Genomic DNA, 21,534 nt, shown 5'->3' on the forward strand with positions numbered 1-21,534 from the left:
TGTCGGTACAGTTGTGCCATGACGAACCACGGGCACCCCGATCAGCCGAACGACGACGCGGTACTCGACGCCATCGGACCGGCCTTCTCCCGGCTCAGGCGCCGCACTCCCTCCTCCGGCAAGGACCTCTCCCGCAACCTGGTGCTCAACGTCGTGTCCGAGCGCCCGGGCGAGACGACCGTGGGCGCGGTCGCCGAGGAGCTGGGTACGGACCAGTCGGTGGCCAGCCGCATGGTGTCCGACTGCATCAAGCAGGGGTACCTGCTGCGGGAGGCGTCCCAGCAGGACGGCAGGCGCATCGTCCTGCGACTGACACCTGCCGGCGAGGACCTGCGCGCCCGCTTCGCCGCAGAGCAACGCCAGGGGTTCGAACACATCACCGCGGACTGGCCCGCTGAGGAACGGCTCCGGTTCGCCCGCCTGTTGATCAAGTACGCGGAGGCCGCCGCCGCTCTGCGCAGGCGGGAACAGGGCTGACCACCCGTACACGGACGACCCTGGAGGCGGACGGGGTTAAAAGGTGGCGAACACCAAGGGGGTTGCGCAGCCGCCGGCCGGCCACGGCGGCGGACGTCGTGGCAGTACACCGGGCAGTTGGCGAGTTCGACGGCGCCGCCGCGTGGATCGCCGCGGTCGAGGCGGAGCGCGAAGCGGGCGATCACGCACCGCCTGTCCGACCGATGACCGACCCCTGGCAAGATGCCGGCAGGGAGCATGTGCTGGGAATCAGCGGGTACTTCATGCGGGCCGCCGACCCCTCGGCCCTGAGCACGTGGTGTCGCGACCGCCTCGGCCTGGACACGGATGAGAACGGCCTGTGGCGTCAGGGAGCTGGGCCGACGGCGTTCGCCACGTTCGCATCCGGAACCGACTGCTTCGGGTCCCGCGCCCAGCGGACCATGCTCGACTTCCGGGTCCGTGACCTGGAAGCGATGCTCGCGCAATCGCGCGACAAGGGAGCGGACGTCGACGAAGAAACGCAGGACGTGGAGGGGGTCGGTCGATTCGGCCGGCGTGGACCGCCGCGAGGTCGGCGGGGGCGGCCGGGCCGTCGTCGTCGGGGGCGGCCGGGCCGTCGTCGTCGGGGCTCACCGCATCGCCCCGTTCATCACGGTCCACGGGACGCACGACTCCGTGACCCGGCCGGGAAACACACGCCCGGACGGCACCGTCGACACGGGAGCGAAGTGGGCTGCCGCGGCGGCCTTGGGGCTCGTCTCGCCGGGGAGAGCCTGGACGCGACTGCGCGACTGCGCGGGTCGTGCCGTCCGCCGCCGCTGTGCCCGAGCCGGCGGAGAGCGGGCGCCGGGTCCGCCGGGCGGCAGGGTCGTCGTGTCAGGTCGAGCGGGGCCGGCCGCCGCCCGGCTGATCACTCTCGGAAGAGGCGGTCAGGTAGTCGTAGGTACCGGTGAGTTCCAGCAGACGCCGCAGTGACGGTCCGATGTTGTCCAGGTGGAAGCGGACGCCGTCCTGACGGGCGGAACGGTGGATCTGCAGCAGGGTCGACAGCCCCATGGAGTCGACCACCTCCAGCTCCCGGCAGTCCAGGCGCAGATCCTCGACGTGCTCACGGTCCAGGAGGGTCAGTCTCACCTGGTGGAGCACGTCGCCGCTGGTGTCGTAGTCCAGGTCCCCTTCGAGGGCCAGGCGTACGGTGTGGCGGCCGGTCGGAGACGGGTTCTCCACGGGGTCTGCGTCGGGCGAGGTAGTCACAGAATTCGTCCAGCGTCTCGAGGTCAGGGACAGGGGGCGAGCGCGGCTCGTCCGGCATCGATGAAACGGCGAGCACGAGGGAAGTCGCGCAGTTGTTCCTCCAGCAGATCCAGGCCGGGCACGAGGGACCGCGCGGGAACTCCCCGGGCGGTCAGGAGGTCGGCTGTCCAGGTCAGGAAGTCGGTGAAGATTTCGGGGGCGTCGACGTACAGGGCGGCGGTCAGGAAGTCGACGATGTGGGCGAGGTCCTCGGCTGTACGTTCCCGCTGCTCGTCGTTGTAGGCCTTCATGGGCGGAAAGCGCTGTTCGAGGGAGTGGAAGGTATCGCGCACCAGGCGGGTGGAGGCGCCCGCGACCATGGTGTACTCCTGGTCGCCCAGATGCGGCAGGTCGTCGATCGTCTGGTGGGCGGCCGCCGGCCGGGCCAGGAGACCGGAGGCGAGCCGGTCGGCGGCGGCCCGGGCGTCGGGCTCCCACGCGTCGGCGCCCAGCATGCGGGCGTACCGGCCGTCGGCGCCGAAGGCGAGACCGCCGGCCATGACCGGGGTCCCGGTGGCCTGGACGGCGGTGATCGCCGTGTGGGCGAGGGGCAGGCGCGTCGGCAGGGAGCTGGACAGGCACACCGCGTCCGGTCCGGTGCGGTGGATGTGACCGACCAGATGGGCGGTGGGCACCTGCGCGCCGAGGTAGTCCACTCGGCAGCCGCGGAGCCGTAGCGTCTCCGCCACCAGGCGTGCGGGCAGTGCGTGCCATTCCTGGTCGACGCAGGCGACGGTGACGCGACCGCGCGGTACGGCCGGCCGGTCGCTGGGCAGGGCGGCGATGACCCGCTCGTTGATGGCGGTGGCGACGTGCTCGTCCGCCACGCTCATGCGGCCGGCCGCCCACTCGGCACCGACCTTCCGTTGGACGGACCCGATGACGTCCAGCAGTACCGTCTCGGGCTCCAGCCCGGTGCGCAGGGCTTCGGTGACGACGTCGAGGGCCGCGTACTCGTCTCCCGCCCGGACCGCCACCCAGAGTCCGTCCGCCCAGTGAGAGGCCTGCTCGTCGTCGTGCGGCGCGGTCCGACCGGCGTCGGCGCCGCGCCGGCGCGAGCCCTCCTGGGTGTCGGTGCCGTGACTGGTCATGCGGTGTACCTGCCCCGGGTCGTTCCGTCCACGGCACTGAGGTGGGCGCCGCGCGGGGCGGTAATGGCCATGAGGGCGATGTCGTCGTGGCGTCCGCCGCCGATCCACTGGGAGGCGACCATCTGGATGTGCTCGACGACGGCCTCGGCGGGCATGCCCGCGCACTCCTGTGCCGCGCGCCGGAGACGCTGCTCGCCGAACATCGTGTCGCCCAGGGGGCCACCCCTGGCTTCGGTGACGCCGTCGGTGAACATCAGGCACGTCTCCCCCGGGGCAAGCCTGATGTCCGCGGTCCGGGAGGTGAGGGTCGGCATGACGCCGATCAGGGTCCCCCGGGTGTCGGCCTCCTCGACCGTTCCGTCACCGCGCACGATCAGTGGTGTGGGATGGCCGGCCGAGGTCAGGCGCAGCATCACGTCGCCGTTCTCGCGGCGGACGGAGGCCAGCACCAGGGTGGCGAAGCGGGTGTGGTGGCTGTTGCGCATGGCGTTGTTCAGCAGCCGCAGCATCTTGTCGTGGTCGTCGGCCATGGGCAGCAGGGCGTGCAGCGTGTTGCGGATCTTGCCGGTGAGCACGGCGGCTTCCAGCCCCTTGCCGGCCACGTCCCCGAGCACGGCGAGCGTCTCGGGAGAGTCCTCGGTCGGCGGATGGACGTCGTAGAAGTCGCCGCCCACGCGCTCGGAGTCCTTGCTGGGTCGATAGCCCCCGGCGAACTCGACGCCCTGCACCTGCCGCAGGGTGGGCGGCAGGAGTTCCCGCATGAGCGTGTCGGAGATCGAGTTCTGCTCCGCGTAGAGATGGGCGGCCGACATCGCCGCGCCGGCCCGGGCTGCGAACAACCCGGCCAATGCCTCCTCCGCGCCGGTGAAGGCGGCTTTGTGGCTGCGGCGCAGCAGGACCAGCGCGCCGGCCGGCACACCGTGGCCCGGAAGCGGCGTGATGACCAGCGAACCGACCTCGCCGAATCCCTGGGGGACCAGCCAGTGCGGTGCCGCGGCGGGGTCTATCCACCGCGAGGGCACCGGCGGGAAGCCGCGCAGCGCCTCGGCCAGGCCCGGCACGGTCTCCGGCGCCCCGGCGGCCGTGGTGTGGGTCACCTCGCCCAGATGGTCGCAGACGACCAGGGGCAGCTTCTTGGCCACGGTGGGGGCGACGACCAGCGCGGCGTCCGCCAGATGCTCGGCGGCCAGGCGGGCGGTGACCTCCATACAGCGGCTCACGTTCAGCGAGGCGAGAAGAGCGCTGGAGGCCTCGGTGAGGAACCGGGTGCGCCCGCGCTCCGCCTCCAGCTCCTCGAGCACCGACCGGTGGGCGGTCTCGTCCACGAGCCACCACGCGGTGTTGCCGTCGGGCAGGACGGACGGGTGGGCGGAGAAGAAGCGGTCGTCCACCACGCCGCTGACGGGTTCCGGGGGGAGACGCTCGTCGGTGGCGGCGAGCCAGGGCGGTGAGGACAGGCTCCGACCGGATCGGGCCGCGGGCAGGAGAGCGGAGGCGGCGCCGTTGAGTTCCACCACGCGCCCGTCCGGAGCCAGGACGATCACCGGATGGGGGGCGGTGGCAGCGCTCGGCGTACTGGCGCCACCGGTACTGGGGGCGTCCGGGAAGGAAGTCATGCCGCGGGGCCCCTGCGCGTGGACCCTCACCTCACTCAGCGAAGAAGACAGTTGTCGGAGAACAACAATCGCGCAGGTGAGTGCGTGGTGCAACCACGAGACCGGGGACCGGCGCGACGCCGCCTCCCCCTCGAATCGCCGATACCCCGGAAAATGGGGGCCACCGCACTCTTCGCCACCGCCCAGGGCATCGGGAACCTTCACCTCTCGTTCACATGGAAGCTCCGGAGCGGGCCGCTCGAGCGGCTTGCCGTCCGAGCGGCTTGCCGTCCGAGCGGCTTGCCGTCCGGGCCCCGGAGCCACCCCTCGGCCGCAGGCGACCGGCTTCGCCCCTCAGGGCGAACACCCCTGCCGCCACTGCGGCACCACGGTCCGCGCGCCGGGCGAGGTGCCGCCACCGGGGCAGGACCCAGGAGTCGCACGCACTCTCGACATGTGCGCACACATTCATCTGCGATCGCACACACCCGCGGTCGCTTGCTCGTCAGTTCCTCGGGTACTGCGTTTGAATGAGCATGGGTGTTCACAGTGCCTCAGGCTTACTGAAAGTGACTGATCAGTGACACATCTCGACGGACCCGGCGACGACCGAGCCAACGGACCCCTTGACGGCCCGGAGGCGACGGCCCTCGAGATCGCCGATGCCGTGGAGAGCCTGGCGGACCTCTGGTCCGCCGCCGCACATGACGCGACGCTGCGGTTGTCGCCGCATCAGTTGCGGGCGCTGCGCGCGCTGCAGGTCACGCCGGGCCTCAATCTCACGGCCCTGGCGGAGTGCCTGGACATCGGGCTGCCCACGGCCAGCCGGCTGTGCGACCGACTCGAGGCGGCCGGCTTGCTCGACCGTTCGTTCCATCCGCGCAAACGCCGCGAGGTCCAGCTGATGCTGACCGCGGCCGGCCAGGACGTGCTCGGGGAGGTCGCCGGACGTCGCGCCCGGGCTCTCGCCGTCGCCCTGGGGGTGCTGGAGCCCGCCGACAGGGACGCGCTGCGCCGTGGGCTGAGGGCGCTCCTCAGGGCACGTGATGCCGGACTGTCACCATCACGGCATCCCGCCCCCGGGTGACGGAAGTCAGCGTGCCGGTGGCGCCTGCCGTGCCGTCCCACTCGTGCGGCCGTGCCAGTCCAGGCAGACGACCGCGGCGTCGGCTGCGAGGTGTCTGCTTCCGAAGTGTTCGATCACACCGGCGACCAGGGCGCGTGCCGCCTCGTGCGGGGACTCCCGTCGTGTGGCGCCGAGGGTCTGCCGCAGGGCACGGTCTCCGAACGATCCGCCTTCGGCGTCGCGGGCGCCGTGCATGCCGGTGCTCACCGCGATGAGCCGGTCACCGGGTTCCACCGTGAAGGTCTGCTCCTCGTAGAGCGTCTCCTCGAGCATGCCCAGCGGCAGCTGCGCCTCGAGTTCGATCCGCTCGGTCGTGTCGCCGCGCTGACGGTAGAGCAACGGCGAGCCGGCGTCGACGGCGCGCACGGCGCCGGAGTCCAGATCGAACCGCAGCAGCAGGGTCGAGGAGTACATCTTGCCGCGGTACTGGGCGAAGAGTGCCTGGTCGGCGAGGCAGGCCTGATCGGCAAGCCCGATCCCGGCGCGGCGTGCGTTGCGCAGGGCTCCGACGGTGAGGCTCGTGAGCAGGGAGGCGTCGATGCCCTGGCCCATGCCGTCGGTCACGCTGAGAGTCAGATGGTCGGCACCGGTCGACCAGTCGAAGTTGTCGCCGCCGACGCTGTAGGCGGGCTCCAGATGGGCTCCGATGACGTACTCCTGGCGGGCGCAGCCCCGGCCGGGAAGGAGCTGCCACTGCATCTCGGCGGCGAGGGTGAGGCGCCGGGTGCGGCGGGCCTGGAGATACAGGTCGGTGTCCCGGTCGGCGGTGGTGACCTCGTGGGCCAGTGCGGTGGCGAAGTCGGTGAGCTGGAGCACCGTGGTGGGGTCCGTCATGCCGCGGGGCAGGCGGACGGACAGAATGCCGAGCCGGTCACCGCGTACGGTCATCGGCAGATGAACGCAGTGGGCGGGGGCCGGGTCGTCGGTGACTTCGACGACCGGGGTCTGGCTGAGGAAGGCTCGTCCGACGGGCCCTTCGTGGGCGGGGACGGGATCTCCGGTGTGCGGCAGGTCGGTGACCGGCTGCAGAACGCTCAGCCCGTAGTCGGCCAGGAACAGGGTCACCTGCTCGGCGCCGACCCGCTCGGCGAGCAGCCGCCGGGCCGTGGTGACCAGTGCGTGGGGCGGAGCGGCACGCAGTTGGCTTTCCGCGGACGGGACACGCAGTTGGCCTTCCGCGGACGGGACCGGTCGTGAAGTGCTCAAGGCGTCCACCCTCTCCCCTCGATCTCTCTACGTTATCCCCGTCGCCTCCCCGCCCGGGATTCTTCCGAACCGGACGAACGCGAGCCGCGTCCGCCCGTGCACCTGCTCTCGCCCCCTCGTGAGGTCATTCCGGGGCAGGCCGGGGCGACGGCATGCCGGAAACCCAGGCGCTGACGGTGACGGTGGTGCCGTGACCCGGCCGGCTGTCGACGGCGAACTCCTGCACCAGCCGTCTGGCTCCGCTCAGGCCCAGGCCCAGGCCGCCGCCGGAGGTGTAGCCGTCGGTCATGGCCCGGTCGAGGTCGCGGATGCCCGGCCCCGTGTCGGTGAAGGTCAGTTGGAGCCCGCGGAGTGCCCCGCGGTCCACAGTGGCGATCTCCACCTGTCCGCCACCGCCGTGCACCAGGGTGTTGCGGGCCAGCTCGCTGGCCGCGGTCAGCAGCTTGGTCAGGGGCACCAGAGCGAAACCGCGTTCGGTCGCGGCCTGCCGCACCTGCTGCCGCACCCGGGCCAGGTCGGCGTCCGACGCGATGGGCAGGCTCATCGTGACGGTGCGGCGCGAGGCGTCGTTCACCGGTCGCCCTCCGCGCCCACGGACGGGGCGCCCGTCACGAAGCGCGTGAGCGGTCCTCCCGCACGGTCGACGTCATGGGCGGCGGGCAGGGGACGCGGGGCGGGTCCCGCCTCCGTACGGGCGCGGACCGCGGCGGGCGGCATCCGGGCCGGGACCCTGCGCGCGGCCGGCGAGGGAGGTGCGGAGGTGACGCCGGGGAGGATCCGCACGGGGCTCCGGGTCCGGAGCCGACCGAGGAACACACCCGCCCGCCGTGCCGCCGATCCGACGGTCACTCCCGGTCCCGGCATCTGCATCTCCCCCTCTGAGCGGGGCCGCTCGGCCACTTCGCGGAGGGCGATCAGCCAATACTTGCCGTATGGCAAACATTAGCGGGTGGGGCGAGGCGCGAACAACACGCCATCACCGGAATCGGGCGAAGGCTCCCGCGGCCGGCCCTCACGGCTGTCGGCCGCGCCAGTCCAGACAGACCACCAGGGCGTCGTCACTCGGAACCGCGTCCCCCCGGTGGCCCGTCAGTTCGCGCAGGACGGCCCCGGGCACCTCGGCGGCGGGGAGCAGCCGGGTGGACAGGATCGCCCGGGCGAGCGCGGCGTCGCCGTACGTCTCGCCGCCCGGGGAGGCGACCGCGTAGACCCCGTCGCTGACGAAGACGAGACGGTCACCCGGCTCGACCTCGAACTCCTGGGGCACGTAGTCCGTCTCCTCGAACATGCCGAGCGGGAGCTGGGCCTCGAAGGTGACGCGCTCCACCTTGCCGTTGCGCAGGCGCAGCATCTGCGGGGAACCGGCGTCCACCACCTGGACCCGCCCGCCGGTGAGGTCGAATTCGAACATGAGGACGGACAGGTAGCGGTGCCCCCGGTAGTGGGCGTAGACCGCCTGGTCGGCGAGCGCCGCCTGGTCGGCGAGCGAGAGGCCCGCCCGTCGGGCGTTGCGCAGGGCGTTGACGGCCAGGTTCGTCAGCAGGGAGGCCTCTATGCCCTCGCCCATGCCGTTGGAGAGGTAGAGCATCAACCGGTCGGCGGTCGACGACCAGTCGAAGTTGTCGCCGAAGATCGCATACGCGGGCTCCAGTTGGGCCCCCAGTTCGAACTCCGGGCGGGCGCAGGAGCGGCCGGGGAGCAACTGCCACTGCATCTCCGCGGCCAGGGTCAGCCGGTCCTTGCGCCGCGCCTGGAGGTAGAGGTCCGTGTCCCGTTCCGCCACGACCACCTCGTGCCCGAGGACCTCGGCGATCTCCGCCAGTTCCTGGAGGCTGTCGCGCGCGTGGTCGCCGCCCGGCAGGGTCACCGACAGGACACCGAGGCGGTCTCCCCGGACGGTGACGGGCAGGTGTACGCACACCAGGCCGTCCGAGACCCCCTCGATGAAGGCCTCCTGAGCCCCGAAGGCACGGCCGACCGGGCCGTGGTGCGCCGGCACCGACTCCTGGATCTGCGGCAGCCCGGACACCGGTTGCAGGACGGTCAGGCCGTAGTCGGCCATGAAGAGTTCGACGGATTCCGCCGCGTAGTGCTCGACGAGAACGCGTCGGACCGCCTCGAGCAACTTGTCCGGTGCCGACGCGCGCAGAGCGCGCTCTGCGGTCACGAGTCTCTTCACGTTGAGAAGTACACCAATCTCTTGTCGGATGGAGCAGGCCTCGCCCACCTGACGGGTACCCACTGCTGAGCAGCCGTGCCCGTGGTGGTTCCCTCTCTAGCCGGCTCGATCGCCTAGTACGCTGACGGTTGTCCCGGTGCCTACGAGAGTGTGACTGTGGCTTCCTTCCGCCCCCACCCAGAGCCAGACGAGGTCGCGCGCGTGACCTCCACGGCCGCGGAGCTGCTGGAAGTCCTGTGGGGCAGGGCCGCGACGGCACCCGTGTCGGCGTCGCAACTGCGCGTCCTGCTCATTCTGGAGCATCACGAGGGAATCAACCTGCGCACTCTCGCCGACGCACTCGCCTCCACGCCGCCGTCGGCCAGCAGGCTGTGCGACCGCCTCCAGGCCGCCGGCTTCGTCGAGCGGACGGTGAGCCCGAGCGACAGGCGCGAAGTGCGCCTGTACCTCAGCGGCCGGGGCACCGCGTTCCTCGCCGACCTGCGCGCGCGCAGGGAGAAGGTGCTGCGGGCGGTGCTCGACCAGATGTCCCCCGCGCGGCGCACCGCACTGCTGCGGGGGCTCGAGGCGTTCTGCGACGCGGCGGCGGTGCGGATACACGACGACGCCCAGGACGTCGGCAGCCGGACCGCCTGAGTGACGCACCGCGGCGTCCGCCGCACCGCCCTCCGCCCGGCGCCGGTTGCCAGCGGGCAGAGCGGCCCCCGCCCACTGGAACATTCCTGGATCCCTCCTGCCCACGTCCCGTTCCACTCTCTTGTCTCACGACTATAGTTGTCAAATGGCAACTGTCCGAGCCTCCCGGACGGCGCCGACCCGCCCCGCTGGTCCCGACGCCGGTGAAAGAGACCGGCCGCGGCCGGACAGCGGACGTGGGGCCCCACGACGACCCCGTCGGGCCGCGGCAGCGGCGGGCGGTGTCCTCCCCCGAATGCGGGGCGGAAGAAAAAACCGGCCGGAGGTGAAACCAAGGCGCCACAGGCGGCGGAATGCGTCTTCACAGATTCGAGACGAACTCGAACGAAGGGAAGAGCCGCCATGACCGCACGCGTTGCAGGTGCCGCCCTCGTCGTCGGTGCCGCCGTCACCCTGTCCGCCGCCGCCCCCGCACTCGCCCAGCCGCAAGCCGCGAGCGACCAGGCCACCGTGTCCGTGCTCCACGGAGTACCCGGCCTGACGGTCGACGTCTACGCGGGGGACAAGGAGCTGATCCCCGACTTCAAGCCCGGAACGCTCACCGATCCGATGAAGCTGGACGCCGGCTCGTACGACATCAAGGTCTTCAAGGACGGTGAGGGACCGGACGGCACCCCGGCCATCGAGAAGACGGTCGACGTGCCCGCCGGCGCGAACGCCACCCTGGTCGCCCATCTGACCGCCGACGGCGAACCCGCGCTGGACGCGTTCGTCAACGACACCTCCAAGGTGCCGGCCGGCCAGGCGCGGCTGACCGTCCGCCATGTCGCCGCCGCCCCCGCCGTCGACGTCCGGGCCGACGGGACGCCGGTCTTCAAGGGCCTGGAGAACCCGAAGGAGGCCAAGGGCGAGGTCCCGGCCGGGACCGTGTCCGCCGACGTGGTCCTGGCCGGCACCGACACGGTGGCGATCGGACCGGCCGACCTGAACCTGGCCGAGGGCACCAACACCGTCGTCTACGCCTGGGGCAGCGCTCAGGACAAGAACCTGGCGCTCAAGACCCAGACGCTGACGGGCATGCACTCCGCCCCGGGCGGGGTCCCGGCCGGTGAGAGCGGCCAGGCCGCCGCGCACAACGAGAGTCTGCCGCTCGGCGCCCTGTCCCTGGGCGCCGTGTCCGCCCTGGCCGCAGCCGGACTGCTGCTCAGGCTGCGCGCCTCGGCCCGATAGGCGCGCCGGACACAGCCCTCGTCACAGCAGGGGTGCCGCTGCCCGGCGGTGGCACCCCGCGATCTCAGCGCAGGGAGGACTTCTCCATGGGCAAGCGGTCGTCGCGGCGGCCCGTCCTCGTCGGGCTGGTGTTCGCGCTGGCGGGACTCATCGTCTCCACCGTCCTGCTCACCGGCTCCTGGCCCGGGGAGCGGGCCCCCGTCGCCGACGACTTCGGCGCGACGCCGGCCACCGGAGCCCCGACGGCCGGCCCGGCGCGGGAGACGGTCCCCGCGGCGGCGGCCGCCGGCGGGCGTTCGCCGAGCGCTCCCGCCTCGGCCACCGGGCCGGTCGCCGAGCCGACGTCGCTGGCCCTGCCCCGGCTCGACGTCCGCGCCCCGGTCGATCCGGTGGGGGTCACGGGCGACGGACAGGTCGAGGTACCGAAGGATCCCGACCGCGTCGGCTGGTACCGCTACTCCCCCGCGCCGGGCTCCCCGCAGGGCTCCGCCGTCGTGGTCGGCCACGTCGACGCCAAGGGGCGCGGCCTGGGCGTCCTCGACGCCCTGAACGACGTCAGAACGGGCGACGAGGTGCTCGTCAAGAGCGGGAACGACGACGCGACCGCGTACCGCATCACCGCGCGCCGCACCGTCAGCAAGCGGGACCTGCCGTCGTCGGAGGCGTTCCGCAGGGACGGCCCGGCCGTCCTCACCCTCATCACCTGTACCGGCCCCTACCTCCCCGACCGCGGCGGGTACCAGAACAACCTGGTGGTCACCGCGGTGGAGGCACCGAAGTGATGTCACGATGGGGCGGATCCGAGGTCCTGGCCGCCGGTGTGGCGGCCGCGGCGTCCCTGTCCGACGCCCGCCTGGGAGACGGCTTCGCGGTCGGTGACGAGTCGTGCCTCGGCGAGGCATACCGAAGGTGGGGTGCGCTGGTGTTCACGGTGGCGACACGGAGGCTGGGAGACGCCGAGGAGGCGAAGGACGTCACGCAACAGGTCTTCGTGGGAGCCTGGCAGGGCCGCAAGGGTTACGACGCCGGGCGCGGGTCGCTCAAGACGTGGCTCATGGGCATCGCCCACAAGAAGGTCGCCGACGCCCTCACCAGACGCTCCCGGCACTTGAGGGACGTGGAGGCGATCACCTCGGCGGTGTCGTCGGCCGCGCCCGAGCAGCCCGCGGCCCCGGCCGACTCCGTCCTGGACCACGTCCTGCTGACGGACGAGCTGGACAGGCTTCCCGAACAGCAGCAGACGGTGCTCAGGATGGCGTTCTACGAAGATCTCACCCAGGCGCAGATCGCCGAGCGGACCGGTCTCCCCCTCGGCACCGTCAAGAGCCACACCCGGCGCGGACTGATGCGGATGAAGAACCGATTGGAGGTGGACGGTGGAGCACACGGATGACGAAACACTGGCGCTGATCGCGATCGGGGAGGAGCCGTCCCCTCCCGCCGCGGAGCATCTTCTCGGGTGCGCCCGTTGCGCGCGGGAACTGCGGGCCCTGCGTCGCGTGGTCGTGAGCGCCAGAGCGTCTTCGCTGGACGAGCACGACCTGCTCCGGCCGCCGGCCGACCTGTGGGACTCCATCGCCGCCGAACTCGGCATCGCCGTCCGGCACGACCTCGACGCCGGGACGGCCGCGTCCCCCGTACGTCTGCCACGCGAGACGGAAGAGGAGGGCGTCACCGGCGCGGGAACGAGCCATCCCGAGGCACGGACCGAGGCACGGACAAGGCTCCGCAGGCCGGGTCGCTTCGCCGTGACGCTGGCCGCGTGTGCCGCGCTGCTCGGCGCGGCCGCGGGGAGCACCGTCACCTGGTGGATGACCCAGGAGAAGTCCGCGGGTGTCCCGTCGGCCGCCTCCGAGCGGCTCGACTCACTGCGCGCCGACTCGGCCGGCTACGCCCGGCTCAGCGACGGCGGCGGGCACCGCACCCTCGACATCACCGTCAAGGGTCTCCCCCGTACGTCCGGCTACTTCGAGGTCTGGCTCATGGACCGCACGCACACCAAGCTGGTCTCCATGGGCGTCCTGGGCCCCGACGGCCGCGCAGCACTGCCCGTCCCCGACAACATCGACCTCCAGGAGTACTCCGTGGTCGACGTGTCCGTTCAGCCCTACAACGGCAGACCCGACCACTCCGGCGACAGCGTGGTTCGCGGCCCGTTCGCCGGCTGACCGTCCGCTCCCCGCGCCGAGCGCCGGGCCACTGCGGGGGGGAAGAGACTAGTGTCGCATCGTCAGTGCGTCGTTCGTGTCGTCGGTGCGTCGTTCGTGTCGTCGGTGCGTCGTTCGTGTCGTTCATGCGAGGTGGCGAAACGTCTCGCTGTCCCGCAGGCAGCGGCTGAGCCGGTGCAGGCCCCGGCGGGCGTGGCTCTTGACGGTGCCCAGCGGCCAGCCGGTCACCTCGGCGATCTGCTTCTGCGTCAGGTCGTCGTAGAACGTCAGGCCGAGAACGCGGCGCTGTGGGGCGGGGAGTCTGGCCAGCTCGTGTCCGATGATCACCCGGTCGATCACGGCGTCCGGCTGGGCGTCGGACTCCGGCGCCGCGCCGGGCAGCAACGACTGGGCCGCCGCGCCGAGTTCGGCCCGTCGGGTCCTGGCGGACAGCGCGTCCGCGATCTTGCGGCGGGTGATCCCGGTGAGCCAGGCGGCCAGGGTGCCGCGCTCCGGGGCGAAACCGGAACGTCCCCGCCACGCCGCGAGGAACACCACCTGCGTGACGTCCTCGGCCTCGCGGGCGTCCCCGAGGGAGCGTCGCGCCAGGGTGTAGACCAGTGGGCCCCACCGCCGGTAGACGGCGGCCACACCTGCCTCGTCACCCGCCATGAAGGCCGCGACGATCTCCTCGTCGGCCGAAGGTCCCTCGGCCGGAGCCCGTGGCGGCGCGGACCGGGGGGTCGGTTCGATGGCCTGCCGTGCAGTCATGGCGATTACTCCTCGTGCAGGAGGGACCGGTTCCGTCTCGGAGGGCCCGGGCCACTGCGCGGCCACGCGGAGCCGTGCACTCCTCGCAGCCGGCCGCAGGAAGCGATTCGACTGGTCCAGCATGCGGAGCCGCACCTCTGTGCGGCAACTTGCATCGACTCTGCATCGGATCGGCGCCACGCCGTCGACACCGTGACCGGCCCTGCTCGTCGGACCGCTCCCCCGTCCCGGGTCGGGGACGTGCGCCACGGAGGGCGCCGCGGGGACGCGTCCGGCTCAGGCGGGGCTGTTCCCGCCGACCCGCCTGAGCCGCAGGGTCCGGCGTTCTCCCGGGGTCATCCCGCCCCACATCCCGTCGGACTCCCCGTTGCGCAGCGCCCAGGCGCCGCAGGCACCGACCACGGGACACCGGTTGCACACCGAGCGAGCCTGCTCGATCTGCCGCCGCCACGGGCCGTCCTCGCGGATGGGGAAGAAGAGTTCGGGGTCTTCGTAGCGGCAGGCCGCCGACTCACGCCAGTTCATACGCCTTCCGCCCTCCCGGCCGTCGCACGACAGGTGCCACCGTGGAGCACGGGACGGGTCTCGCCGCAGGGTGCGGACAACATGGGATTTCCTCCGCCGGTCGCCTGGCCGCCCGTTTTCGGGCAGTCCTGTCCCCGGCGCCCGAAGCGCCGCGGGACCCGGCAGGGATAGACAGGAATATAAGCTTTTCGGTTCTTTTCGACCACCCCTGTCGCCCTCGGCACCCCGGCCGCCCGGGGCACCGGCGGCGGTGAACCGGAGCGCGGTGCCCGTGTCCGCACCCGTGCCCGTGCCCGTGAGGAGCTCACCGAGCGACGATCGCCGGTGGCGAGTCGTCGGCGATCAGACGAAGGCGCTCTGTCCGGTGATCGCCTTTCCCACGATCAACGTGTTCATCTCCCTGGTGCCCTCGAAGGAGTAGATGGCCTCCGCGTCCGCGAAGAAGCGTGCGACGTCGTACTCCAGGACGATGCCGTTTCCCCCGAACATCTCGCGGGCCCAGGCCACCACCTCCCGCATCCGGGCGGTGACGTGCGCCTTCGCCAGGGACGAGTGCTCGTCGCGGAACACCCCGGCATCCTGGAGCCGGGCCAGCTGGAGCAGCATGCCCCAGCTGGAGGTGATGTTGCCGAGGCTCTTGACCAGGAGGTCCTGCACGAGCTGGAAACCCGCGAGCGGACGACCGAACTGCTGCCGCTCGGAGGCATAGCGCAGGGCGAGTTCATAGGCGCCGATCATGACGCCGAGGGCCTGCCAGGCGACACCGCTGCGCGTGGCGCGCAGGGTCTCGGCGACGTCGCGGAAGGAGGACGCGTTCTGCAGCCGGTCGGACTCCGGGACGCGGACGTCTTCGAGGGTGATGTCGGCGTTCTCGACGATGCGCAGCGACGTCTTGTGGGCGATCTTCTCGACCTTGAGTCCGGGCGTGCCGCCGTCGACGACGAACCCCTTGACCTGGTCGTCGTCGACGTCTCGGGCCCAGACGACGATGTGGTCGGCGAAGGTGGCGTTGCCGATCCAGCGCTTGGCGCCGTTGAGCACCCAGCTGTCGCCCGCACGCCGGGCGGTGGTGTGCATGCCTGCCGCGATGTCGGAGCCGTCGAGCGGTTCCGTGAGCGCGAACGCCCCGACGGTGTCCATCCTCGCCATGCCGGGCAGCCAGCGGTCGCGCTGGGCCTGGTCGCCCCCGGTGTGGATGGCGTGCATGGCGAGCCCGTTGTGGACTCCGAAGAAGGTGGCGACCGAGGCGTCGACCCGGCTCATCTCCATCGCCATCATCCCGGTCAGCAGATGGCTGGCGACGGGGCGGTCGTCGCCGTAGCCCTCGTAGGGCAGGCCGACCAGCCCGCTCTCACGGAAACGGGCGATCAGCTCCCTGGGGAAGGAGCCGTCGGCCCACTGACCGGCCACCAGCGGCTGGACCTCGTCGCGCATGAACGCCCGTGTCCTGAGGAGGACTTCGCGCTCGTCCTCGGTCAGGGCGGCCTCGAAGTCGTAGAAGTCTGCGGCGTTGTGCTGTTCCGTGAGTGAAGTCATGGGGCCCTTCTTCCACGCTCGCGCCGGGCAATGCCCGCCGCGGCCGGGCGTCCGCAGTCGGCCGGCGGCGCCCGCACTCGGCTGCCGGCGTTCTCGGCACAGGAGACACACCGGGGCCCGCGGTGCATCCGTGAACACCCTTTCCGGCGAAGAACGTGCAGGTCCCGTGAGGTGGCGGGATCCCGAAACAACCGAGACGAGGCAGGTGCCCCTTGCCGTCCCCCGTGCCCCCGCCGTCCGGCCTCGACATTGCGGAACCTGCGGTGCCGTGCCGCGCGACCGCGCGGAACCTGTGATGGACCTCGACGCGCGCGGTGCCACGGAGACGTCCGACGCCGGAATCACCACCGGTTGCCTGGCGCGCAGGCTCGGGGTCTCCCCCACCACCTTGCGCAGCTGGGATCGGCGGTACGGCCTCGGGCCGGCGGTGCGCGACGAGGGCAAGCACCGCCGCTGGACGCCGGAGGACGTCGCCACGGTCCAGGAGATGTGCCGTCTGACCGCGAGTGGCGTCCCTCCGGCGGAGGCCGCGCGCATCGCGAGACAGCGCCCGTCCACCGGAGCGGCGCTCCGGGGCGCCCTCCACACGACACCCGCGGCAGACCGTCAGGGGGAGTCGGAGCAGTCGGCCGCCGCGCAGCCCCCTCCTGCGCCACACCACGAGAGCCGGGCCTCGTCCGAGCATCCGCGGCAGGCATGCGTGGGACTCGCGCGGGCCGCGGTGCGCCTGGACGCCACGGCCGTCCAGGCGCGGCTCACCGACGCCGTCAGCACCTACGGGCTGATCGGCGCCTGGGAGAAGGTCATGGTGCCCTCGCTCCGGGCGGTCGGTCGCAGGTGGGAATCCTCGGGCGACCGCTACATCGAGGTGGAGCACCTGCTGTCCTGGCACATCTCCGCCACGCTGCGGCACGTCTACGTCACCTCGACCCTGCGGCACGCGCCGCACGGCGTGCCCCCCGTACTGCTCGCCTGCCTGCCCGGCGAGCAGCACACACTGCCGATCGAGGCGCTCAGCGCGGCGTTGGCCGAACTGGGTGTTCCCGCCCTGGTGCTGGGCGCCGCCGTCCCCACCGAGACGGTCGTGGCCGCGGTCCAGCGCGTCGGGCCCGCGGCGGTGGCCCTCTGGTCGCAGTCGCGGTCCACGGCGAGCCTTCCGCTGGCCCGTCACATCGCGGCGACGCGCTGGGGAGTGCACGGCGCCCGCACGCAGAGCCTGGTCATGCTCTGCGGACCCGGCTGGAGCAGGCCGACCGAGCCCGGCCTGACGCGTCCGGCCGGGCTGGGCACGGCGGTCCGGATGCTCAGCTCAGCAGGGTCCGCCTGAGGGGCACGGCAGGGTCCGCCTGAGGGGCACGGCCTTCGGCCCGCCGACGCGGTTCGCCACGTCCACCGCGGCGGTCCGGCACCTCGACCCGTAGCGTACGTTCGTACGCATGACGACGGACCACTTCGCGGACGACCCCCGTACCAACCTGGAGCGCATGCTCGCGGGCGATCTCTACATCGCCGACGACCCGGAGATCGCGCGCCGCCAGCAGCAGGCCGTCCGCCTGGCCACCCGCTACCAGGCCGCCTACGCCGAGGACGCCGACGCCGCCCGGCCACTCCTCGCCGAACTCCTTGGCGCGCTGGGCGAGGAGGCGCACGTGCGGCCGCCGCTCCACGTCGACTACGGCAGCAACATCACGATCGGCGCGCGCACCTTCGTCAACTACAACCTGACCGCACTGGACGTCGCGGCCATCACCATCGGCCAGGACTGCCAGATCGGCCCCAACGTCCAACTGCTCACCCCCACGCACCCCCTGGAGCCGCAGCCCCGGCGGGACAAGCTGGAGGCGGCGAAGCCGATCACCATCGGCGACAACGTCTGGCTCGGCGGCGGCGCGATCGTCCTGCCCGGTGTGACCATCGGCGACAACTCCGTCGTCGGCGCGGGCGCCGTCGTCACCAGGGACCTGCCCGCGAACGTCGTGGCGGTCGGCAATCCGGCCCGACCGGTGCGGAGCCTGTGAGCCCGCCGCCATGGCCACCGGACACACCGACCCCCGGCGCCGCGCGCGCATCCTCGCCGCCACCCTCGACCTGGTCGCCGACGAGGGGGTCGCGGGCGTCTCCCACAGCAAGATCGCCGCACGTGCCGGCGTGCCCCTGGGGTCGATGACCTATCACTTCAGCGGCATGGACGAGCTGCTCAGCGAGGCGTTCCGTCACTTCTCGGACCACATCGTGGCGCTGTTCGACGCGTATCTGGCGCCCCCGGCCGACCGCGACCAGGCCAGGGCCGCGGTGACCGACCTCATCCACGCGCTGTCCGAGGGGAGCCCGCGCGACCTCGTCCTCACGCAGGAGCTCTACACCCTCGCCGCGCGGCGGCCGGCCTACCGGGAACTCACCCAGGAATGGATGGCGGGCAGCCGCACCCACCTGGAGAAGCACTTCGACGCCGACACGGCCCGCCAACTGGACGCCCTCGTCGAGGGCCTGATCCTGCACCGCGCCCTGGCCCGGGACCCCCACGACCGCGCGCTCACCCTGGACGCCGTCACCCGCATCACCACGGTCGGCCGGGAGGACCGCTGGCTTGATCTTTGACCTGTGCGGCGGGAGCGCACGCTCAGGTCGCGTGACGTGGTCGGAGGTAGACCTCGTCGACGAAGCACCAGGCCCATTCGTCGCCGCCTCCGACGCCCCGGATCAACGGGTGCCCGCTGGAGTCGAAGTGAGCGGTGGCGTGGCCATGGCGCGAACTGTCGCAACAGCCCACGTGGCCGCAGGTGAGGCACACCCGCAGGCCGACCCAGTCGTGTCTGAGAGCCGCGCACCGCAGACACACCTCGCTCCGCGGTTCGTGCTCCCGCTCGAGCGTTTCGATGTGTGCGCAGCCGCGTCCCTCCGGCCGGCCACCGTCGGGGCGCAGTGTCCACCTCGTCATGTCGTCTCTCCTCCGCCGGCCTTCCCTCGCCGTCCCTCTCTCTTCGACCGCCGCGGGCCCGCCGGATGCGTCTCGCGCCGGAAACGCCGCGAAGACGGGTGCGCGGGCGGGTGTTCGGTTTCGGGGCGGCGGCTGCCGGCCGGGCGCGCGGACCGCCGCCGCCCCGGGGTCCGCCGGACTATCGTGGCGGTCATGGTTTCCCCGCCGTCGGCGCAGCCCGCCGTCTTCCACGCACCCTTACGCGATCAGTTCGAGGCGTTCCTCGACGAGCACCGCTCGGCACTGCACGACAGCCTGAGCGGACTGACCGAGGAGCAGGCGCGCAGGTCGCTGGTCCCGTCCAAGACCACTCTGCTGGGCCTGGTCAAGCATGCCGCGTTCGTCGAGAAGGTCTGGTTCGACGAGGCCATCACCTGCCGGTCACGTGCCGAGATCGGCATTCCCGCCTCCCCCGACGAGTCGTTCGGTCTCCGCGACGACGACACGATCGCCTCGGTCCAGCGCGCCTACCGGCAGGCTTGTGCGGCGTCCCGTCGAGCGACGGCGGATCTGGCCCTGGACGAGCTCGTAAGAGGCAACCGCCGCGGCCCGCTGCCGCTGCGCTGGGTCTACCTGCACACGCTGCGCGAACTGGCCCAGCACTGCGGCCACGCGGACATCCTGCGCGAGCAGATCCTCGCCGGTACGACGCGCTCCCTCTGAGGCCGGAACCGTCCTGCGGCTCCCGCGTCCGGGCGCGCGGTGCCGGAGGGGGCCGCCGCATCGCGCGCGGGGCGGATCGGGCCGGGTCGGATCGGGTCGGGTCGGATCGGGTCGGGTCGGGTCGGGGCGAATCTCGTCGCATCGCGTTGGTGTCCGGGCATCCGGGCATCCGGGCATCCGGGCATCCGGGCATCCGGGCATCCGGGCATCCGGGCATCCGGGCATCCACGACAAACGTCCGCCGGCCCGGTAGGGAACGTTCCGGTGGGTTTCCGCGTTGTCCCGGGGCCGACGACATCGCCGACCCTGGGAGTACCGTGCCCGAGACCTCGCAGACCCCCTCCACCGTCGTGCCCGCGCTCCCGTCCCCGAGCGCGCAGGCCGAGCGCCTGATCGAGCTGGGGGTGCACGAGATCGCGGAGCTCTCCGCGGCCGACCTGCGTTCGTTCACCGAGTCCGCCGAGGCTTCCCGGGGCGGTGCGGGTGCCCTGCTCGCCGTTCACCCGGATCGGGCGCCGGCCTCCGCCCTGGCGCCCCTGCTCCGCCTCGACGGCAAGCCGGGTTTCGTCGTCACCGACATGCCCGACGTCGACCTCTTCGCGCCGCTCGACGGCGTCGCGCCGCCCGATGCCCCGCTCTACCTTCTCTCCGGCCTCGACCGGGGTGACCACATGGCCGACTGGAGCCCCGACGAGGCTCTGCCCGCTCTCACGGCGGAGGGCCGCACCCCGCTGCTGCTCACCGAGGGCATCCACTGGGTGATGCAGCTGCCCGCCGTGCTGGAACGCAACCGCTGCTTCATGACCATCGGTTCCCGGCTGCGCAAGGCCAATGGCGCGCTGGATAGCCGCACTCCGGCGATCTGGATCAGCAACGGCACCGGGCGGGACGGCCGCGAGCGTCGCAACGCGCCGAAGGTCGGCTGGTGTTGGGCGGGCAACCGGCACACCTGGCTGGGTTTCGCCTCCGCGACGGACCGTCGGGGCCGCGAGGTGTGACGCCTCGTCATGGTGCGGAGGGGCTGCAGCCGAGCATCGCGACGGCGGCGGATCAGGGGGAAGGACACCGGGATCCGCGGCCGGCCCGGCGGCTTCGCCCCCTGACCGCCATGGCTGCCCGGCCGCCGCTGCCCTCCGTCCCCGCGGGGCCGTGTCATCCGTGCTCCGGCCGGGTGCGGCGGGCTTAGGCGCGGGCGGCACGGGCGCGGTCGCCGGGCTCCCGCGCCGGCGACCGCCTTCTCGACGAGCGCGGTTCCTCCTCCACGACCCGCGCCACGGCCGCCGTGACCGTGGCCCGACCGTCAGAGCCCGCCGCCGTCGGCGAGGACGGTGCGGGCGATGCGGTCGGCGTGGGTGTGGACCGCCCCCGCGAGGTCCAGCGTGCCGCCCGAGATCACCCACTGGAGCTGGAGGCCGTCACTGACGGCGATGCACTCACGGGCGACCGCCCGGCAGTCGGTGTCCTCGCGCAGCGTCCCGTTGTCCATGGCGGCGCCCAGCTGGCGGGCCAGCGCGTCGACGGCGCGCTCGTAGCGCTCGGCGAAGAGGGCGTGGGCGGCACTGGCCGGATCGGCGGCCTCCGCCGAGGTGAGGACGAACAGCTCGATGAGGCCGGGCTCGGCGAGGTGGCGTTCGGTCGCCGCCACCATGGCCCGCAGGATGCCCCGGCCGCCCACGTCACCGGGCAGGCGTGACCACCATTCCGCCTCGGTGGCGAAGCGGTGCTCCATGACGGCCAGGAGCAGGTGCTTCTTGCTGCGGAAGTGGTGCAGCAGACCGCCCTCGGTGATGCCGACGTCCTCCGCGATGCGGGTCAGCGCGGTGCGGTGGTACCCCTCCCGCGCGAACCGCCGTGCGGCCGCCTCCACGATCTTCTGCCGCCGGGCTACGCCTACCGAGTAGCTGCCGCGTGGGCCTCGGGTGCTGCTGGTCATGCCGTTCACCGTAGTCATCACGCGGCGGGTGAACACCCGCGGGGGCACTGACGGCAGCCTGGCGTGACGTGGAACACATTCCTAAAACCTAGCGCACTCGGTTTTTGATTCGCATCATCGGTCGGAAACCTCGGCGCAACGACACGCCGACCTCTCCTCGGAGCGAC

At 72.2% G+C, this 21,534-nt stretch carries 23 protein-coding genes and 1 pseudogene; 13 read left to right on the forward strand and 11 right to left on the reverse strand.

The genetic code is table 11. The annotated features are described in order from the left end of the window. Positions 1-18 precede the first annotated feature (18 nt). Together ACGFQC_RS18015 and ACGFQC_RS18020 are read left to right on the forward strand one after the other, a co-directional pair. Positions 19-477, forward strand: coding sequence for a MarR family winged helix-turn-helix transcriptional regulator (locus tag ACGFQC_RS18015; RefSeq protein ID WP_363090587.1), 459 nt, complete (start codon positions 19-21; stop codon positions 475-477). Positions 478-680: 203 nt separating this feature from the next. After that, positions 681-1,037: pseudogene (locus ACGFQC_RS18020) on the forward strand (VOC family protein); the annotation flags it as partial. Positions 1,038-1,335: 298 nt separating this feature from the next. Here ACGFQC_RS18020 and ACGFQC_RS18025 read toward each other — a convergent pair. From ACGFQC_RS18025 to ACGFQC_RS18035, 3 genes are read right to left on the reverse strand one after another with little or no spacing between them, the layout of a single operon-like run. Further along, complete coding sequence (locus tag ACGFQC_RS18025) at positions 1,336-1,686, reverse strand: STAS domain-containing protein (RefSeq protein ID WP_363090586.1); 351 nt, start codon at positions 1,684-1,686, stop codon at positions 1,336-1,338. A 50-nt stretch (positions 1,687-1,736) separates the two neighbouring features. Continuing rightward, positions 1,737-2,843: a cobalamin-dependent protein gene (locus ACGFQC_RS18030; protein ID WP_363090585.1), complete on the reverse strand. Its 1,107-nt coding sequence runs from the start codon at positions 2,841-2,843 to the stop codon at positions 1,737-1,739. Beyond that, complete coding sequence (locus tag ACGFQC_RS18035; RefSeq protein WP_363090584.1) at positions 2,840-4,459, reverse strand: PP2C family protein-serine/threonine phosphatase; 1,620 nt, start codon at positions 4,457-4,459, stop codon at positions 2,840-2,842. Before ACGFQC_RS18035 ends, ACGFQC_RS18030 begins: the two co-directional genes overlap by 4 nt. Positions 4,460-5,018: 559 nt before the next feature. Between ACGFQC_RS18035 and ACGFQC_RS18040 the strand changes: the two genes are divergently transcribed. Then, a complete protein-coding gene (locus ACGFQC_RS18040; RefSeq protein ID WP_363090583.1) occupies positions 5,019-5,525 on the forward strand; it encodes a MarR family winged helix-turn-helix transcriptional regulator in 507 nt (168 codons plus the stop codon). 6 nt (positions 5,526-5,531) lie between these two features. Here the strand turns inward: ACGFQC_RS18040 and ACGFQC_RS18045 are convergent, their stop codons facing one another. From ACGFQC_RS18045 to ACGFQC_RS18055, 3 genes are all read right to left on the reverse strand, one after another. Beyond that, on the reverse strand, positions 5,532-6,779 hold the full coding sequence (locus ACGFQC_RS18045; protein WP_393288352.1) for a PP2C family protein-serine/threonine phosphatase: 1,248 nt from the start codon (positions 6,777-6,779) through the stop codon (positions 5,532-5,534). 115 nt (positions 6,780-6,894) lie between these two features. After that, positions 6,895-7,314: an ATP-binding protein gene (locus tag ACGFQC_RS18050; RefSeq protein ID WP_363090631.1), complete on the reverse strand. Its 420-nt coding sequence runs from the start codon at positions 7,312-7,314 to the stop codon at positions 6,895-6,897. A gap of 468 nt (positions 7,315-7,782) precedes the next feature. Next, positions 7,783-8,949, reverse strand: a complete 1,167-nt coding sequence (locus ACGFQC_RS18055; protein ID WP_363090581.1) for a PP2C family protein-serine/threonine phosphatase — start codon at positions 8,947-8,949, stop codon at positions 7,783-7,785. A gap of 201 nt (positions 8,950-9,150) precedes the next feature. Between ACGFQC_RS18055 and ACGFQC_RS18060 the strand changes: the two genes are divergently transcribed. The 5 genes from ACGFQC_RS18060 (at position 9,151) to ACGFQC_RS18080 (ending at position 12,983) form a co-directional block, all read left to right on the forward strand. After that, positions 9,151-9,585 carry a MarR family transcriptional regulator gene (locus tag ACGFQC_RS18060; protein ID WP_363090580.1) on the forward strand — a complete coding sequence of 145 codons (435 nt, stop codon included), beginning with the start codon at positions 9,151-9,153 and terminating at the stop codon, positions 9,583-9,585. 402 nt (positions 9,586-9,987) lie between these two features. Then, positions 9,988-10,815 carry a DUF4397 domain-containing protein gene (locus ACGFQC_RS18065; RefSeq protein ID WP_363090579.1) on the forward strand — a complete coding sequence of 276 codons (828 nt, stop codon included), beginning with the start codon at positions 9,988-9,990 and terminating at the stop codon, positions 10,813-10,815. 86 nt (positions 10,816-10,901) lie between these two features. Beyond that, positions 10,902-11,597, forward strand: coding sequence for a sortase domain-bontaining protein (locus tag ACGFQC_RS18070; protein ID WP_363090578.1), 696 nt, complete (start codon positions 10,902-10,904; stop codon positions 11,595-11,597). Beyond that, positions 11,597-12,208: a sigma-70 family RNA polymerase sigma factor gene (locus ACGFQC_RS18075; RefSeq protein ID WP_363090577.1), complete on the forward strand. Its 612-nt coding sequence runs from the start codon at positions 11,597-11,599 to the stop codon at positions 12,206-12,208. The genes ACGFQC_RS18070 and ACGFQC_RS18075 overlap by 1 nt, the downstream gene beginning before the upstream one ends. Continuing rightward, entirely contained in the window at positions 12,192-12,983 is a 792-nt protein-coding gene (locus tag ACGFQC_RS18080) for an anti-sigma factor (RefSeq protein ID WP_363090576.1), read from the forward strand. Before ACGFQC_RS18075 ends, ACGFQC_RS18080 begins: the two co-directional genes overlap by 17 nt. 123 nt (positions 12,984-13,106) lie before the next feature. Here the strand turns inward: ACGFQC_RS18080 and ACGFQC_RS18085 are convergent, their stop codons facing one another. The 3 genes from ACGFQC_RS18085 to ACGFQC_RS18095 all read right to left on the reverse strand — a co-directional run bounded on the left by ACGFQC_RS18085 (position 13,107) and on the right by ACGFQC_RS18095 (position 15,794). Beyond that, positions 13,107-13,733 carry a sigma-70 family RNA polymerase sigma factor gene (locus ACGFQC_RS18085; protein WP_363090575.1) on the reverse strand — a complete coding sequence of 209 codons (627 nt, stop codon included), beginning with the start codon at positions 13,731-13,733 and terminating at the stop codon, positions 13,107-13,109. 276 nt (positions 13,734-14,009) lie between these two features. Beyond that, a complete protein-coding gene (locus ACGFQC_RS18090; protein ID WP_363090574.1) occupies positions 14,010-14,258 on the reverse strand; it encodes a WhiB family transcriptional regulator in 249 nt (82 codons plus the stop codon). A gap of 342 nt (positions 14,259-14,600) precedes the next feature. After that, positions 14,601-15,794, reverse strand: a complete 1,194-nt coding sequence (locus ACGFQC_RS18095) for an acyl-CoA dehydrogenase family protein (RefSeq protein ID WP_363090573.1) — start codon at positions 15,792-15,794, stop codon at positions 14,601-14,603. Between the two features lie 295 nt (positions 15,795-16,089). Between ACGFQC_RS18095 and ACGFQC_RS18100 the strand changes: the two genes are divergently transcribed. The 3 genes from ACGFQC_RS18100 to ACGFQC_RS18110 all read left to right on the forward strand — a co-directional run bounded on the left by ACGFQC_RS18100 (position 16,090) and on the right by ACGFQC_RS18110 (position 18,392). Continuing rightward, positions 16,090-17,121 carry a MerR family transcriptional regulator gene (locus ACGFQC_RS18100; protein ID WP_363090572.1) on the forward strand — a complete coding sequence of 344 codons (1,032 nt, stop codon included), beginning with the start codon at positions 16,090-16,092 and terminating at the stop codon, positions 17,119-17,121. 109 nt (positions 17,122-17,230) lie between these two features. Further along, the gene (locus ACGFQC_RS18105) at positions 17,231-17,812 is read left to right on the forward strand and encodes a sugar O-acetyltransferase (protein ID WP_363090571.1); all 582 of its coding nucleotides are present in this window, start codon (positions 17,231-17,233) and stop codon (positions 17,810-17,812) included. Between the two features lie 10 nt (positions 17,813-17,822). Then, positions 17,823-18,392, forward strand: a complete 570-nt coding sequence (locus tag ACGFQC_RS18110; RefSeq protein ID WP_363090570.1) for a TetR family transcriptional regulator — start codon at positions 17,823-17,825, stop codon at positions 18,390-18,392. 22 nt (positions 18,393-18,414) lie between these two features. Here the strand turns inward: ACGFQC_RS18110 and ACGFQC_RS18115 are convergent, their stop codons facing one another. Then, positions 18,415-18,732, reverse strand: a complete 318-nt coding sequence (locus ACGFQC_RS18115; RefSeq protein WP_363090569.1) for a UBP-type zinc finger domain-containing protein — start codon at positions 18,730-18,732, stop codon at positions 18,415-18,417. Between the two features lie 192 nt (positions 18,733-18,924). On the opposite strand from ACGFQC_RS18115, the gene ACGFQC_RS18120 reads away from it, so the two are divergent. Both ACGFQC_RS18120 and ACGFQC_RS18125 read left to right on the forward strand, forming a co-directional pair. Next, the gene (locus tag ACGFQC_RS18120) at positions 18,925-19,434 is read left to right on the forward strand and encodes a DinB family protein (protein WP_363090568.1); all 510 of its coding nucleotides are present in this window, start codon (positions 18,925-18,927) and stop codon (positions 19,432-19,434) included. Between the two features lie 317 nt (positions 19,435-19,751). Continuing rightward, complete coding sequence (locus ACGFQC_RS18125; RefSeq protein WP_363090567.1) at positions 19,752-20,432, forward strand: DUF5701 family protein; 681 nt, start codon at positions 19,752-19,754, stop codon at positions 20,430-20,432. Between the two features lie 302 nt (positions 20,433-20,734). Here ACGFQC_RS18125 and ACGFQC_RS18130 read toward each other — a convergent pair whose 3' ends face one another. After that, entirely contained in the window at positions 20,735-21,367 is a 633-nt protein-coding gene (locus ACGFQC_RS18130) for a TetR/AcrR family transcriptional regulator (protein ID WP_363090566.1), read from the reverse strand. Between the last annotated feature and the right edge of the window lie 167 nt (positions 21,368-21,534).

It is taken from the genome of Streptomyces sp. NPDC048734 (assembly GCF_043198675.1).
Classification (GTDB): Bacteria; Actinomycetota; Actinomycetes; order Streptomycetales; family Streptomycetaceae; genus Streptomyces.